This is a genomic window from Massilia sp. TWP1-3-3 (assembly GCF_049897805.1).
Taxonomy (GTDB): domain Bacteria; phylum Pseudomonadota; class Gammaproteobacteria; order Burkholderiales; family Burkholderiaceae_D; genus Telluria_A.
Window position 1 is genome coordinate 1 of sequence record NZ_JAFCWX010000009.1, and the last position, 15,700, is coordinate 15,700.

At 65.8% G+C, this 15,700-nt stretch carries 10 protein-coding genes; 5 read left to right on the forward strand and 5 right to left on the reverse strand.

What is annotated here, in order from left to right; all coding sequences use genetic code 11:
* Positions 1-78: 78 nt before the first annotated feature.
* The 4 genes from ACP7D4_RS10700 to ACP7D4_RS10715 all read right to left on the reverse strand — a co-directional run bounded on the left by ACP7D4_RS10700 (position 79) and on the right by ACP7D4_RS10715 (position 4,679).
* On the reverse strand, positions 79-465 hold the full coding sequence (locus tag ACP7D4_RS10700) for a hypothetical protein (RefSeq protein ID WP_426209027.1): 387 nt from the start codon (positions 463-465) through the stop codon (positions 79-81).
* A 9-nt stretch (positions 466-474) separates the two neighbouring features.
* Positions 475-2,169, reverse strand: a complete 1,695-nt coding sequence (locus tag ACP7D4_RS10705) for a DUF1800 domain-containing protein (RefSeq protein WP_426209029.1) — start codon at positions 2,167-2,169, stop codon at positions 475-477.
* A gap of 213 nt (positions 2,170-2,382) precedes the next feature.
* Positions 2,383-3,408, reverse strand: coding sequence for a porin (locus tag ACP7D4_RS10710; RefSeq protein ID WP_426105714.1), 1,026 nt, complete (start codon positions 3,406-3,408; stop codon positions 2,383-2,385).
* Positions 3,409-3,524: 116 nt separating this feature from the next.
* Positions 3,525-4,679: a sensor histidine kinase gene (locus ACP7D4_RS10715; RefSeq protein ID WP_426105715.1), complete on the reverse strand. Its 1,155-nt coding sequence runs from the start codon at positions 4,677-4,679 to the stop codon at positions 3,525-3,527.
* A 236-nt stretch (positions 4,680-4,915) separates the two neighbouring features.
* Between ACP7D4_RS10715 and ACP7D4_RS10720 the strand changes: the two genes are divergently transcribed.
* From ACP7D4_RS10720 to ACP7D4_RS10730, 3 genes are all read left to right on the forward strand, one after another.
* Positions 4,916-5,686 (forward strand): response regulator, encoded by a 771-nt coding sequence (locus ACP7D4_RS10720; protein WP_426209031.1) that lies wholly within the window; start codon positions 4,916-4,918, stop codon positions 5,684-5,686.
* A 316-nt stretch (positions 5,687-6,002) separates the two neighbouring features.
* Complete coding sequence (locus tag ACP7D4_RS10725) at positions 6,003-9,038, forward strand: amidohydrolase family protein (protein ID WP_426209033.1); 3,036 nt, start codon at positions 6,003-6,005, stop codon at positions 9,036-9,038.
* A 9-nt stretch (positions 9,039-9,047) separates the two neighbouring features.
* Positions 9,048-10,253, forward strand: coding sequence for a hypothetical protein (locus ACP7D4_RS10730; protein WP_426105719.1), 1,206 nt, complete (start codon positions 9,048-9,050; stop codon positions 10,251-10,253).
* Here the strand turns inward: ACP7D4_RS10730 and ACP7D4_RS10735 are convergent.
* A complete protein-coding gene (locus ACP7D4_RS10735; protein ID WP_426105721.1) occupies positions 10,147-11,073 on the reverse strand; it encodes an alpha/beta hydrolase in 927 nt (308 codons plus the stop codon). The genes ACP7D4_RS10730 and ACP7D4_RS10735 overlap by 107 nt on opposite strands.
* Positions 11,074-11,322: 249 nt before the next feature.
* Between ACP7D4_RS10735 and ACP7D4_RS10740 the strand changes: the two genes are divergently transcribed.
* Positions 11,323-14,004, forward strand: coding sequence for a GNAT family N-acetyltransferase (locus tag ACP7D4_RS10740; protein WP_426209035.1), 2,682 nt, complete (start codon positions 11,323-11,325; stop codon positions 14,002-14,004).
* Positions 14,005-14,256: 252 nt separating this feature from the next.
* The gene (hemN, locus tag ACP7D4_RS10745; protein WP_426209037.1) at positions 14,257-15,699 is read left to right on the forward strand and encodes an oxygen-independent coproporphyrinogen III oxidase; all 1,443 of its coding nucleotides are present in this window, start codon (positions 14,257-14,259) and stop codon (positions 15,697-15,699) included.
* Position 15,700: the final 1 nt, after the last annotated feature.

Below are 15,700 nucleotides of genomic sequence, written 5' to 3' on the forward strand. Positions count from 1 at the left end.
AGGGATAGTAAAAATCCATGCTGGACGCCGCGATTTTAAGGTGATGTCAAGTGTTATTGTGAAAAAATTGATAATAATTTACTGAAATGCACGCCAACTGCTAACTTGGGTGGATTGGGGCGCGAGCGCGTACTGGTGCGCAAAGCCGGCCGAGTCTGTCGGGCTGACCGCGCTCGACAGTGCAGTCGCGGCCAGACTGTCGCGGCTATACGCGAAAGTTGGCCGCGCCTGCTGGTACAGAGCATGGCTGGAAATGTCGTAGGGAACGACGGTGTTGGCGTAATCGTTGCCGCCGTACAGGAACACGCACACCAGCGCCTTGTAATCTGTCGCGCTGGCAGCGCTTGCTTCGGCCATGGCGGCCAGGTTGAGCGCCCAGGGCGCCGCCACGCCAACGAGCGACATGCTCGCCGCGCGTTTTAAAAAAGTGCGCCGTGAGGCGCTCGCGCCATTCTCGGTGTCCATTGTCCGCTCCTATTTTTGTACGATGAATTCGGGGGCCGCCATCACCATGACCAGGGCGGCACGCACCCGGTTCAGGCGCGCCGCGTCGTCACCCGCCGGCATGCCGTCAAGGCAACTGACGACGAGCGCCACTGTGGTCGCGGAAAGCTGGCCGGCGGCAAGTACCAGGTTGACTTCATCGACCAGGGCCCGCGCCGTCTCGGCCAGTGGCAACAGGGTGCTGTAGTCAGGCACCAGGTCGCCAATGCCGCTACCGATGACGTTTTGCATGAAGTTGACATAGCCGACCACGGTCGACTCGTTGGTGATCTGGAACTCCGGCGCCACCAGTCCTGCGCGTGCGATGGCCGTGTTGGGCGGCACGTAATCTGGGCGGAAGAAATTAAAGACCGACGGCGCGCGCAGCGGGCTTTGCCCCAGCCGCGTGGCCGGATCGGAAGTATTACCAATACCCCAGGTGTCGCCGGGCGAGGTGACCTTGAAGGCGCGCGCCCACGCTGCCAGGCGCAAGATGGGTTCGCGCAGTTTGCCGAAACCGGGTGCACTCTGGTAAGCGCTGTTGCGCGCCTCGTCGTCGAGCAGGATGGCGCGGATCACTGCTTTTAAGTTGCCTTTGGTGCGGCTTCCGTCGTTGTTGAACACCGTCGCCACGCGCGCAACGTAAGCTGCGCTGGGGTTGCTGGTGACCAGACGCTGGATCAACTGGCCACTGATGAAAGGCGCAACGTTGGGATGGGCGAAGATGGCGTCGAGTGCCTGGGACAGACTGCTGGCGCCATCGGTGCCCACTGCAATGGTAGTGCCCAGGAAGGTCTTGCTGCCGCTTTCGTGCAACGCCCCGTTCTGGATCAAGGGCATGCGCTTGAAGAGCGGGGTCGTCACATCACCAGCGGACCAGTCATAATCCCATCCCGTAAAGACGCGCGCCAGGCCCATGATGTCGTCCTGGGTGTAGGTTTCGCGCGCCGCCCCGGCACTCAGTTTCAGCGTGCCGTCGAGGTTTAACTGGACCACGCCGATGGTATACAGCTGCAAGAGCTCGCGCGCATAGTTTTCATCAGGGATAGTGCCGGTGGCGGGGTTTGACTTGACATTGTTAATATAGGTTAGGTACTCGCCCATGGGTGCGCTCAGCGAAACTTGTTGCAGTAGCGCGCGGTAATTTCCAAAGGCATTCGCTTCCAACAAGTCCATGAATGCCGCGCCGGCAAATGCATACCATTCATCGCCGGCAAAACCTGAAAGCCCGGCGACCACGATCTCTGACAAGGCAAGCGTCACGCGCTGGCGCAAGGTGTCGTGCGAGCCTAGCAGCTTGCGCCACTGACAGGCATCGGCGCTTGCATCCGGGGCCAGATTGCCGGGCGCGCTGAAGCCAGCGCCAACCAACCAGTCCCAGCGCGACCGGCTGGCCGGCAGCGCGAACTGCTCGTCCAGCCAGCCGGCGTAGCCGAGCGACTGCACCATGGCGATCTGCTCGCGCGTGGCGCCCATCGATGCTTGTGCCAGGAAGCGTGCGGCGCGCTCCGGGGTGACGCTCTCGCGCGCCGGGGGCGGCGTTGCGGCCCCCGGCGCGGCGGCGCCGCCGCCGCCGCCGCCGCAAGCGGATAGCAGGGCGCCGGTCAACAATGCAGCGGTGGGAACGGCGGCGGGAACGGCACTGTCGGCAGGGCGCTCGGCCAGGTCTTGGCTAGTGGTAATCATCATCAACTCCATCCCAAAAAAAACGTTTCTGTGGATTGATGGTCAATGATTTCCTGGCAACGACCTTTGTGCCATTCGTGAAGTTCGCGTTCAATTGACGATAATCAAGATCGTCACTTCGTAGCCATGCGGACACTTTGCGTATTGGCAAAACTTGCCGGCGAAAAAAAAGCTCACGGCAGTGAGCTTTTTTCCTGCGCCGCGTCACGCCCCTCAGAACGCGGCGCGCAGCCCCAGGTCCAGATGATGGACGTTGGTGGTATTTTCCTTGCGCGACGCATCGGCGTACAGGTAAGTGCGCTTGGATAGCGGATACTCGTAGCCGATCGACAATTGCCGGGTGGCCGAGACGCCCTCCGGCTCCTTGCGCCCGTAGCCGATCAACAACGTGCCGTTGACGATGGTGTAATTGGCGCCCACCACCCAGGCCTTGGTCATTTCATTGGCTGCGATGGTGTGGCCGCGGTCCTGGTGGCTGTAGATGGCCATCAGCTTGAGTGCGGCGAACGGCTTGACCGAGGCGGCGGCCGACCACAGTTCGGACTCGATGGCGTTGCGTTCCACCCCCAGCATGGCGCCCATGTTGCCGCTCTTGTAGGTGGCCGAGATCGAGAACGGATTGGCCGAGGCCGAACTGTTGGCGCCGTATTGGGGCAGCAAGGCCGTGCCGCGCCCGATGATCTGGGCGCCGCCGTTCGCTTCTTTGGCGCCCACCGTGGCGTTGAACTGGAAGCCGCCGAATTCGGGCGTGTTGTACCAGGCCGCGTTCGCGATGCGATTGAAGGAGTTGCCGGCGGCGTCCAGCGGCTGCACGGTGTAGCCCGCCACGGCCACGTCGGTGTAAAAGCCGGCCGGCGACGGCGTGCCGTGGAAGGGCTCGAAGGCAATCACCGACTCCATGTACGAGGTGGTGCCGCGCCCGATGCGCAGCGTGCCGAAGCCGCCCTGCAGGCCGACCCGGCTCTGGCCCTGGAACAGGGGGCGCACGCCGCTTTCCAGCGTGCCGGTGTCCGGCTCGTAGCGAATTTCCAGGTGGACCAGCGCTTTCAAGCCCCCGCCGAGTTCCTCCACGCCGCGAAAACCGAGCGTATTGGCGTCGCGCTTGCCGACGGCGGTGCTGCTGCCGGTCCGCTTGATCAGGCCGGCGTCCACGGCGCCATAGAGGGTGACGTTGGACTGGGCCTGGGCGCTGAGCGCAAACGCGCTCGCCAAGCTGACTGCCAGAAGTGATGTTTTCATGCGCGTCAATAGCCTCTTGTGTGGTTAACCGATGGGAAATAAGTCCGGTCCAGCACATAGGAAGTTATTGGAAAGCACAGGCAGGCGGCGAGATTCGACTGCTTCTTTGATTTACCTCAAGGGGAGGTGATCGCAGGGATGGCTTGACTGTCTTTTTCTTGCAAGAAATGATTGGGCGGCATGCGCGGCAGTGTCAGCGTGAAGCAGGTGCCGGCCAGCAGGCTCGAGCCTAGGCTGATGCGACCGCCATGGGCGGCCACGATTTCGCGCGTGATGTACAGGCCGAGGCCGAGGTTGTCGTTGCCGGCATGGTTGCGCTCGCTGATCGGGCGCATCGCAAAGCGCTGGGCCGGCTCGAACACGGTGCGCATGCTGGCCACATCCATCACCGGGCCCATGTTGCGCACCGAAATGACGATCTGCGCGCCGCCATGCACGCTGACCGACACCGGCTCGCCGTCGGCGCCATGCTCGACGGCGTTGCCCAGCAAGTTCGACAGCGCCTGGTTGATGCGCGAGCGGTCCCACACCACGTCCAGGTCGCCGTCCTGCACCAGGTCGATGCGGCGCTCGGGATGAAAGGCGCGCATTTCATCGACCACCAGCATGCATTGCTCGCCCAGCGCATATGGCGCCGGCTTGATCGGAATGCCGTCGCCCAGGTGGCTGGTGGAAAAATCGAGCAGGTCGCCCACCAGTTCGTTGACCCGGTTGGTGCTGGCGAAAATGCTCTTGGCAACGATCTGCTGACGCTCGGTCAGCGCTTCGTCCTGCAGCAGGATTTGCGCACCCATGCTGATCGCCCCCAGAGGATTGCGCACGTCGTGGCCGAGGATGGCCAGGAACACGCTTTGCGATTCGCGCAGCATGCGCGAGTAACGGCCCACCGATTCGGTGAGCGACTGGTCGATCGCTTCGTTAAAGCGCAGCATGTCCTCGACTTCATGGTCGTCGGCGGCAGCGCTCCTATGTTGCCACAAGCGCAACACGCTGGCGCGCACGGCGCGGTATTCGGCCACCAGCTCTTCGATCGCAAAACCGGAATTCATGCGTTCCGAAGCGTGAATTTCCGCAGCCGTATCTTCGCTCACGGCGGGCGCTTTGCCCTGCGACTTGTCGATGCTGTCGCGTTCGCCCTGGTAGGTGTCGAGGTCGGTGCAAATGACCAGCAGCATTTGCTGGGCATGGTCGCGCAACTGCAGCTTGCTCGACGCGCGCATGGGATTGAGCGTGAGGGCGAAGTTTTCCCACTCCTGCAAAATGAGTTCCATGTGTTCACGGATAAATATGGATAGACGCACGGTAATTCTTTCTGGGACAAGCGGGGAGGGCGACGCGGGCATCGACCTGCTAAGCAGCGGGAGGGGATCGGGAAACGATGAGGTGTTGCCGCAGCATACGCTATTCCCGTGCATATGGCACGTGAGCAATAAAAACGTACGACAATGCTGAATAAGAGTCATACTGAAAGACAATTAGTGGTTGATTATTTATTAATGGAAATTACATGAGCACAGACGAGTGCGCCGCACTGCGGGCGAAAATCGCCGGGCTCGAGCAACAACTGGCGCTGCTGCAGGCCGGTTCGCCAGGCGCCGCCCCGCAACAGGATGCTTTCCTGTCGCTACTGACGCACGAGTTGCGCAATCCGCTCGCGCCCATCATCATGGCCAGCAGCATGCTGGCCAAACTGCCGGGCGCCACGCCCGAACTGCTCAAGCTGCAAGCGATCATCGCGCGCCAGGCCGCGCACCTGTCCGGCGTACTCGACGAGCTGCTCGACACCGCCCGCCTGCAGCGCGGCGACGGTGGCGTCTCTTCCGCCGTCCCGGCCGTCCCGGCCACGTTGCCGCTGTGCCGCCCGCTGGCGGCAAGCGGGGCCAAGGCGCGCCGCATCTTGCTCATTGAAGACAACCGCGACGCCAGCGACACGCTGCGCATGCTGCTGGCCGCCGAAGGCCACCACGTCACCGTCGCGTTCGACGGCATTGCCGGGCTGGGGCTGGCGCGGGCGCAAAGCTTTGATGTGCTGGTGTGCGACATCGGCCTGCCCGGCATGGACGGGCTCGAACTGATCGGCCAGCTGCGCCGTTCGCTGGGCATGCCGATTCCGTTCGCGATCGCCATTTCGGGCTTTGGCCGCACGGCCGACCGCGAACGGGCCATCGGCGCCGGCTTCGGCCATTATTTCGTCAAGCCGGTCGACGTCGCGGCCTTGCTGGCGCTGGTCGCCTCCGACGCGGTCACGGGCTTTATCGCGGCCAGCCAACGCCGCTAGTGTCCTGAGTTGGAAGTTCGTTGTATAAATATTCCGACAATCCCCACGATGCTGCGTCAAAAATGCTCGCAAGGCCCCGGCCTTGCTCCGCTTTTGTTCCTTGCCTCATGGCGATTTCGGAACATTTATAAACAACGAACTTCCAACTCAGGACACTCGCTGCGCTCGGGCACCGGCTGACGCGCCGCACCGGCGTTTCCTGCTGGATTTGCCGATGGCGGGCGGCCTGTCACGCGTCAAAAAGCGAGCCCGGCAGTGGGACTAAGGTAGGAATCGCAGCCGCTATTGTCGCGGCGGTTCTCGCCGGGAGTGCCCCATGAAAACGTTTGCCATCCGCTGTGTGCTCGCTGCCTGCGCCACCTTGCTGTGTGCCTGCCAGCGCACAGCCGAGGCGCCGCTGCCGCACGTGGAACAATTGAACCGGCTAAGCGGCCCCACGCGCGACCTGGCGATCGAACTGCGCGAAGGCACCAATATGGCCGCCTCGCCTTCGCCCGACGGCAAGCAGGTGGTGTTCAGCATGCAAGGGGCGCTGTGGGTGATGCCTATCGCCGGCGGCAATGCGCAGCGTATCACTGGCTGGGAGCTGGAGCCGACCTGGCCGGTCTGGTCGCCCGACGGCAAGACCATCGCCTTCCAGAACTACGCGGCCGACGGCAACTATCACCTGTGGACGATTACCCCGGACGGGCGCTCGGCGAGCGAACTGACCAGCGGACCGTGGGACGACCGCGAACCGGCCTGGTTGCCCGACGGCAGCGCCCTGGTGTTCGCGTCGGACCGCGGCAATGACCAGCAATACAAGATCTGGCGCCTGACGCTCGATGGCATGGCGCTGGTGCAGCTTACCGAGGGCAAGGGCGCCGAAAGCCAGCCGGCCGTGTCGCCCGACGGCAAGCGCCTGGCGTGGACCGACAGCGCGCGTATTTACACGCAAGCGTTGACCCCGGGCGCCGCGCCGGTGGCGGTGGCGCCCGGTTCGGCCCCGGCCTGGACCCCGAACAGCAAAACGCTGGCCTACCAGAATTTGGCCGGCCAGCTCACGCTTGGCAACCGCGAAGTGACCGTCAACGAAGACATGTTCCCGTTCCCGGTGCGCTTTTTGCCCGACGGGCGCTTCTTGTACACCGCTGACGGCAAGATCCGCCTGCGCCGGGGTGACGCCAGCGACCCGGTCGACCTGGGTTTCGAGGCCACCATGCTGGTGCGCCGGCCAGGTCCGGCGCGCGCGCGCGAACGCGGTTTTGGCAACCGCTCGGCGCGCCCGGTGCTGGGCATCAGCGCGCCGACGCTTTCGCCGGACGGCACCCGCATCGCCTTTGTCGCCCTCAACGACGTGTGGGTGATGGCGCTCGGCCAAACGCCGCAGCGGCTCACGCACGACCTTGACCGCGACGCCGGCGTGCAGTGGACGAGCGACGGCGGCGCCGTGTATTTTGCCTCGGAACGGGCCAATGGCGGGCGCTTTGCCATCGACCGGATCGACCTGGTGACGCGCGCGCGCACGCGCCTGGCCGCAGTGCCTGGCCAATCGATGGGACACCCCAAAATGTCGCCCTCGGGCCGCTACATCGCCTACACGGGCGAGGCCGGGCAGCTAGCGCTGTGGGACCTGGCCGGGGCGAGCTCGGTGCAGATCGCCGCGGGCGCGGGCAGCGAAGTGAGTGCGCCGTCCTGGAGCGCGGACGAACGGCACGTGATGGTGGTTGCCAACGAGCGCGTCAACAACCGCTTTCGCGAAGGCTACAACAAGCTGCGCGTGAGCGACATTGTCACCGGCGAGCAGCGTTTTTACGCCGTCGGTCCGGCCCCGCGCCAGGTGTCCGAGCGCGACGAGGGCGCCGCCGTGCTCGCCCCTGATGGCCGCCAGGTCGCCTTTATTATGGACTCGGTGCTGTACGTGATGCCGCTCAACGCCGACGCTTCGCCGGCCGGCGCGCCGCGCCAGCTCACCACGGAAGCTGCCGACCTGCCATCGTTTTCCGGCAACGGCGCCACCATCTTGTACAAGGCCGCCGACCAGCTCAAGCTGATTGCCGCCGCCGGCGGGCCGGCGCGCCAGGCGCGCCAGGTGCACCAGGTGCACGTTAACCTGGCGTGGACCCAGGCCGCGCCAACGGGCACCTTGCTCATTCGCGCCGGCGCGCTGTGGGATGGCGTCTCGCCGGTGCTGCGGCGCGACGTCGACATTCTGGTCACGGGCAACCGCATCGTGTGGGTGCGCGCGCACCAAGACGGGGCCGAGACGGCGGCGGCGCGTTTCATCGACGCCTCGCAGCTCACCGTGCTGCCGGGCCTGTGGGACAGCAGCGTGCTGCCGGCCGACCGCTTTGGCCCGGCCGCCGCCGCCATGCTCGCCTACGGCGTCACGTCGGCGCTGTCGTCCGGCGGCCCGCTGCACCAGGGCGTGGAACTGCGCGAGGCGCTCGAGGCGGGCGACATGGTCGGCCCGCGCCTGTTCGCCGCGACTGCGCTCTTGGGCGGCAACCGCGTGCTCGAGCTCCACGCGCGCAGCCTGCGCACGAGCGCGGTGGCCGACCTTGAAATTGCCAAGGCGCGCCGCATGGGCGTGGACTTCATGGCGGCCGACGCGCGCGCGCCGGTGGCGCTGATGAACCGCATCGCGCAAGGGGCGCTGGCGCTGGGCGTGCAGTCGGGCGCGGGGGCGGCCGCGCCGGCCCTGATCGCCGGCATCGGCGGCGCCGCGCCGTTGCCGGGCGGGCAGCGCCTCGGCTACGACTGGTCGCGCTCGGTGCTGATGGGGATCGGCTACCAGGATGCGCACACCCTGTACGGCAACGGCGAATTGCGCCTGACCGACACGCTGGCGGCGACCGGCGCGCTGCTCGCCTACGACCCGGCCTTGATGCTCGATCCGCGCATGCTGCTCGCGCCGCCCGACTTCGCCGCCGCCATGCGCACTGCGCGCACGCCGGGCGCCGCCGTCATGGCCGCGATCCGGCGCGACGCCCAGCAGCAGGCCCGGGTGATCGCGGCCGGGGCCTTGGTCAGCAACGGCAGCGCCGGGCCGCCCGGCGCGCCGGGCATTTCGCTGCACCTGAACTTGCGCGCAGCCGGCATGGCGATGACGCGCCACCAGGCGCTGCAGACGGTGACGATCAACGCAGCGCGGCACGCGCGGGTCGGGCAAGACCTGGGTTCGGTCGAGGCGGGCAAGCTGGCCGACCTGGTGCTTGTGCGCGGCAATCCCCTGCAAGACCTGACTGCGGCGGCCAACGTCGAATACGTGATCAAGAACGGCAATGTCTTTACCCAGGCGCAGATCGTGGCGCCATTCCGGATGCCGCCCTGCGCCGACCAGGCGGGCGCTTGTGGCCCGTCGGACGAATAGGAGAGCAGCATGGATCGCCTTGTGAATTGCCCGGTCAGCCGGCGCGTGCGCCTTGCCGCCGGCGCACTGTGCACCTCGCTGCTGACTGCGTGCGTGCTTTACCTGCCGCCGCGCCCGCGCCCGGAACCGGATCTGTCCGCCCATGCCGACGTGTTGCTCGCTACCGAACGCGGCATGCGCAGCGTCGTGTTCGACGCCCACCATGGCTACCTGTCGCTGTCCAATACTACTGGCGGCCCCAGCCTGGTCCTGCGCACCGGTTCCATGGTCAACCGCTTTTCAACCTGGTTGCCGCTCGACCTGGAGCAATGCGCCCTGGGCCCGGCGCGCGGCGGTGAAGCGCTGCGCGCGCCGGCGCTGGCGCGCGTGGACGGCAAAATCTTCCTGTTCCAGAGCACGCCCGGCAGCGCCAAGGAGCATTCGCTGTGCCAGTTCGAGCACGCCATGGAATGGTTCGCCCCGCGCGACGAGGCGCTGCGCGTGTGCACCGGCCTGTACTGCGAACGGCTGTGGATGACGGACCTGCAGTCCCATCGCGGGCAATTGCTGTCGAATGCCGGGGGCGGAATTAATCTGCTGGCCAGCGCCGACGACGCTCGCCACTGGCGCGCGCTGCTGGGCAGCGTGGACCACGACGCCTGCCCGCATTCGGCCTGGCGCATTGTCGGCAACCGGCTGCTCACCGGCGGCGCCTGTCCGGGCGAGGGCGCCTTCCTGCGCGCCTACGCACTGGCGCCGGACGGCGTGAATTTGGCGTCGACCGAACCGCTGCCGATGGCGCTGCCGGCGCTGGAAAACCGGCGCGTGCACTTCATTGGCGAGGCGGGAGGGCGGGTCTTCGCCGGGGTCGAGGGCGGCTTGCTGCGCAGTCTGGACGGAGCGCGCTCGTTCCAGTTCGTGCTGGGCCAGCTGGAGGCGAGCGGCCAGCCGACCATTCTCAGCCTGCTGGCGCTGCGCAACCGGCCCGGGATCGTGCTGGCAACCGGTTTTGTCCAGGCCAGCGGCAAGCCTTTTCTGGCGCTCTCGCGCGACGGCGGCGCGCGCTGGACCGATGTCAGCGCCAGCCTGCCCGGCTACGAGCGCGCCCGCTTCGAAGGCAGTACACGGCTCACGTCGCTAGTGCAGGACCGGCTGGGACGAATTGTCCTGACACTGAATCTGGATCAGGATGCGCGTGGGCGCCTGGTGCTGCTGACGCTGGGAGGGGTAGACTGAACCGGGAATGCAGGAAGGCGGCGATTTTTTCCTGGGTCGCGGCCAGGTAGGGAATGGTCATGTGGTCCGAGCCGGGCACGATTTCGTCGAGGTGCAGGCGGCCGAGCTGGGCGACCAGCAGATCGGTGTGCGAATGGGGCACCACGTCGTCGCTGGCGGCGCGCAGCACATAGGTGGGCGCGGTGAGCGAAGGGGCGTACTTGACCGACTCGAACCGGTGCCGCAGCACGTATTCGACCGGCACCGCGCGGAATTTGCGCTTGGCAATGGCCAGGATCGAATCGTAGGGCGTGATCAACACCAGCGAATGGACGGGACGCTCGAGCGCCACCTGCACCGCCACGCCGGAACCGAGACTGCGCCCGACCACGGCCACGCGAGCGGCGTCCACGTGGTGGCGCTCGGCCAGCCAGTCGAACAGCAGGCGCCCGTCTTCGACCATGTGCTGCTCGGCCGGGTCGCCCTGGGAGGCGCCGTAGCCGCGGTAATTCACGGCCAGTACCGCCATGCCAGGGAACATGCTGGCCGCGTCGCGCACCACCCACGACACTTCTTCGGAGCGCCCGCCAAAGTAGACCACGGCCGGATGGGGCCCGACCACCTGGGGCGTCATCAGCCAGCCGGACAGCTTGGTGCCGTCGTTGGCGCGCAAAACAATCGGGCGCGTCCGATGGCCGCTGCTGCGCGGCTTGTCCACCTCGCGCTTGAGCGTGGGATTGAACACCAGCCGGCGCTGGCTGGCGGCAATGGCGGCAGTCATGCCCAGCCAGATCAGGCTGAGCGCACCCGCGACACCGGCAACTTTTTTCGAATTATTCATATGTGCAACTTTAACCCTCATGAACCCAGCACTATATGCGCAGGTTCATCCAAACGCCAACTCGTGCGTTAGCCTGCATCAGGCGCCGTGCTGGGAACAGGGGTGATAACCTGCTGCCAGCACAGCGTGGTTTCTTCCGCCACCCGATGGCGCAAGCGGCCCCATGGACAAATTTGATGCACATCAACGGAATATTGCCTTGTTCCGTCTACGCTGCACCACCAATCACACAAACAGGGTGAGACCCGCATGAGCGTAAGAAACCTGGAGCGCCTGTTCGCGCCCGCTTCGGTAGCCATCATCGGCGCCTCCGAACGGCACGGCAGCGTGGGCGCGACCGTGCTGCGCAATGTGCTGGCCGGTGCGTTCAAGGGGCCGGTGTACGCGGTCAACCCTAAGCACGCGTCGCTGGCGGGCATGGAATGCTACGCCAGCGTGGCCGCGCTGCCCGAGGCGCCCGATCTGGCCCTCATCTGCACCCCGCCGGCCAGCGTGCCGGCGTTGATCCACCAGCTGGGCGAAAAAGGCACGCGCGCGGCCGTCGTGCTCACGGCCGGGCTGGGGCAGTTGCATGACGAGCAGGGCGCAACGCTCAGGCAAGCCATGCTCGACGCGGCGCGCCCGTTCGTGCTGCGCATCCTGGGGCCGAACTGCGTGGGCATGCTGGTGCCGGCCATCGGCCTGAACGCCAGTTTCGCCCACACCAATGCGCTGCCGGGAAAAATCGCCTTTGTATCGCAGTCGGGCGCCCTGGTGACGGGCGTGCTGGACTGGGCCAATTCGCGCCACATCGGCTTTTCCAAGTTCATTTCGCTGGGCGAGGGCGCCGACGTCGATTTTGGCGACGTGCTCGACTACCTGGCCAGCGACCCGCACACCAGCGCCATCCTGATGTACATGGAAGACTTGCGCCACGCGCGCAAATTCATGTCGGCGGCGCGCGCGGCGGCGCGCGGCAAACCGGTGCTGATCTTGAAAGCGGGCCGCATGGCCGAAGGCGCCAAGGCGGCCGCTTCGCACACCGGGGCCCTGGCCGGCGCCGACGACGTCTACGACGCCGCCATCCGGCGCGCCGGCATGCTGCGCGTGCTCACCACCGAAGACTTGTTTGCCGCGGTCGAAACGCTGGCCCATGCGCGGCCCCTGTTCGGCGAGCGCCTGACCATCATGACCAACGGCGGCGGCCCGGGCGTGATGGCAACCGATGCGCTGGTGGCCGGCGGCGGCAGCATGGCGGTGCTGTCCGCTGACACCTTGCGCAAACTGGACGCCGTGCTGCCTGCCACCTGGTCGCACGCCAACCCGGTTGACATCATCGGCGACGCGCCGGCCGAACGCTATGCGCGCACGCTCGCCCTTTTGCAGGACGATCCGCAGTCCGACGCCATCCTGTTCATCCACGCGCCCACCGCCATCGTGCCCAGCGCCGACATTGCGCGCGCGCTCGCGCCGATTGCCAAGGCGGCGTCGCGCAACATCCTGTCGTGCTGGCTGGGCGGCGACGCGGTGGCCGAAGCGCGCCAGATCTTCGCCGACGCCGGCCTGCCCACTTTTGGCACGCCCGAAGAAGCGGTGAATGCGTATTTACAGATCGTCAATTTCCGGCGCAATCAGGATTTGCTGATGCAGGTGCCTCCCAGCGCCTGCGGCAGCTTCGTTGCCGACCGCGCCAAGGCCGCTGCCATCGTGGGGGGCGTGTTGCAAGCGGGGCGCGACATGCTCACCGAACCGGAAGCGAAAGCTTTGCTGTCGGCCTATGGCATTGCCGTTGTCGCCACCCGCACCGCGGGCAGCGTGGACGATGCCGTAGCCGCCGCCGGCGAGATCGGTTTTCCCGTCGCCGTCAAGATCCTCTCGCCCGACATCAGCCACAAGACCGATGTCGGCGGCGTGGCGCTCGACCTGGACAGCGTGGCGGCGGTGCGCGCGGCTGCCACCAGCATGCTGCGCCGCGTGGCCGAGCTCAGGCCTGGCGCGCGCATCGATGGTTTTTCGGTGCAGCAGATGGCGCGCCGGCCCGACGCCCAGGAACTGATCATCGGCGTGGCTCTCGACCCCGTATTCGGGCCGGTGCTGCTGTTCGGGCAGGGCGGCATCGCGGTCGAAGTGATGGACGACCATGCCGTGGCGCTGCCGCCGCTAAACGTGGTGCTGGCGCGCGACATGATCTCGCGCACGCGCGTGGCCAAGCTGCTGGCCGGCTACCGCAACCGAGCGCCGGCCGACATGGACGCTATCATCCACGTGCTGATGCAGGTCTCGCAAATGGTGGCCGACCTGCCTGAACTTGTTGAACTGGACATCAATCCGCTACTGGCCGACAGCGCCGGCGCCATCGTGCTCGACGCGCGCGTGCGGGTGGTGCGTGCAGACAAATCGGCCAGCACGATGGACCGCCTGGCGATCCGGCCTTACCCGCGGGAACTCGAAGAGACCATCGAATGGGATGGCACGGCGCTGCTGCTGCGCCCCATCCGCCCGGAGGACGGTCCGGCGCACGTGGCGTTCTTCGACGCGCTCGAGGCGGACGACGTGCGCTACCGGATGTTCGTGCGCGTGCGCGAACTGCAGCCCTCGCAGCTGGCGCGCTTCACGCAGATCGATTACGACCGCGAAATGGCTTTTATTGCAACCCGGCCCGGTGCCAACGGCGCGCCCGAAACCATCGGCGTGGCGCGCGTGGTGGCCGACCCGGACAATGTCGAGGCAGAATTCGCCGTCACGGTGCGCTCGGACCTGAAGGGGCATGGGCTGGGCCAGATGCTGATGGAAAAGCTGATTGCCTACTGCCGGCAAAGGGGGACGCGCGCCATCGTGGGCGAGGCGCTGCCGCAAAATACGCGCGTGATCCGGCTGGTGAAAAAGCTTGGCTTTATGGTCACGCAAAACCCGGCGGACGACACGCTGCATTTGCGCCTGCCGCTGGAGTAGGGTTTAATCTGGGCTTAATTAGGACATACGCAGGGCTTACGCAGGGCTTACGCAGGGCTTACATAGGGCTTACGTAGGGCTTACGTAGGGCTTACATAGGCATTACGCAGGGCTTACATAGGCATTACGCAGCCCTTACCTGAAGCTTACCTGCAGCGATCTCCCGGCGTCCTGCCGTTTTTGATGCACGTCAAGGATTTTTGAGGTCCTGATCCATACACTCGCTGGATGTTAGATCAGGAGCATCACCCCATGCATGCAAGTTTAATACCCGCAGCTACCTCGCGTCCGCTCGAGTTCGACCCGGTCCTCATTCGCAAACTGGCCAAATCCGGGCCGCGCTATAGCTCCTATCCGACTGCGGACCGCTTCACCGACGCCTTTACCTACCGCGACTACCTGCAGGCGGTGGCCAGCCTGCGCACGCGCGGCAGCGACAAGCCGCTCTCGCTGTACCTGCACATTCCCTTTTGCGACACCGTCTGCTATTACTGCGCCTGCAACAAGATCGTCACCAAGAACCGCGACAAGGCGGCCGTCTACCTCAGCTACCTGAAACGCGAAATCGACATGCAGGGGCGCCTGTTCGGCGGCATGAACCATGTCGAGCAGCTGCACTTTGGCGGCGGCACGCCGACCTACCTGTCGGACGCGCAAATGGAGGAGTTGATGCTGCACCTGCGCCGCTGCTTCCAGTTCGCCCCTGACGAGGTGGGCGAATATGCCATTGAAGTCGATCCGCGCACCGTGTCGGCCGAGCGCGTGCACAGCCTGCGCCGCCAGGGCTTCAATCGCATCAGCCTGGGCGTGCAGGATTACGACGAACAGGTGCAGGTGGCCGTCAACCGCGTCCAGCCGGAGCACGAAACGCAAGCCATCATCGACGCCGCCCGCGCCGCCGGCTTTCGCTCGGTGAGCATTGACCTGATCTACGGCTTGCCGAAACAGGACCTGGCGACGATGGCGCAAACGCTGGCCAAGGTCATCAAGGCGGCGCCCGACCGCATCGCCGTCTACAATTATGCCCACCTGCCGCACCTGTTCAAGCCGCAGCGGCGCATCATCGAGGCCGATTTGCCCAGCGCCGAGACGCGCCTGGCCATGCTGGGCCTGTGCATAGCGACGCTGGGCGCCGCCGGCTACACCTACATCGGCATGGACCACTTCGCCCGTCCCGACGACGACCTTGCCATCGCCCAGAAGCAGGGGCGGCTGCACCGCAATTTCCAGGGCTACTCGACCTACGCCGACATGGATCTGGTCTCGTGCGGCGTGTCGGCCATCAGTTCCGTGGCGGCCACTTACAGCCAGAACGTCAAGACGCTGGACGCCTACTACGACCTGATCGACCGCAACGAACTGCCGATCGAGCGCGGCATTCGCCTGAACATGGACGACGCGCTGCGGCGCACTATCATTCAGATGCTGATGTGCCAGTTCGAGCTGTCGATTTCCGCCATCGAGATGGCGTACCCGATCGTGTTCGCCGATTATTTTGCCGCCGAGCTCACGCAACTGGCGGCGCTCGAGGAGGACGGACTGGTCACGCTGGAGCCGGAGTGGCTCAGCGTCACGGCGCGCGGGCGCATCCTGATTCGCAATGTGTGCATGGTGTTCGACCGCTATTTGTCCACCGGCGCGGCCGGCGGCGCTGGCACCGGCCCGACGCCGGCGCGCCACTCGCGCACCATCTGAG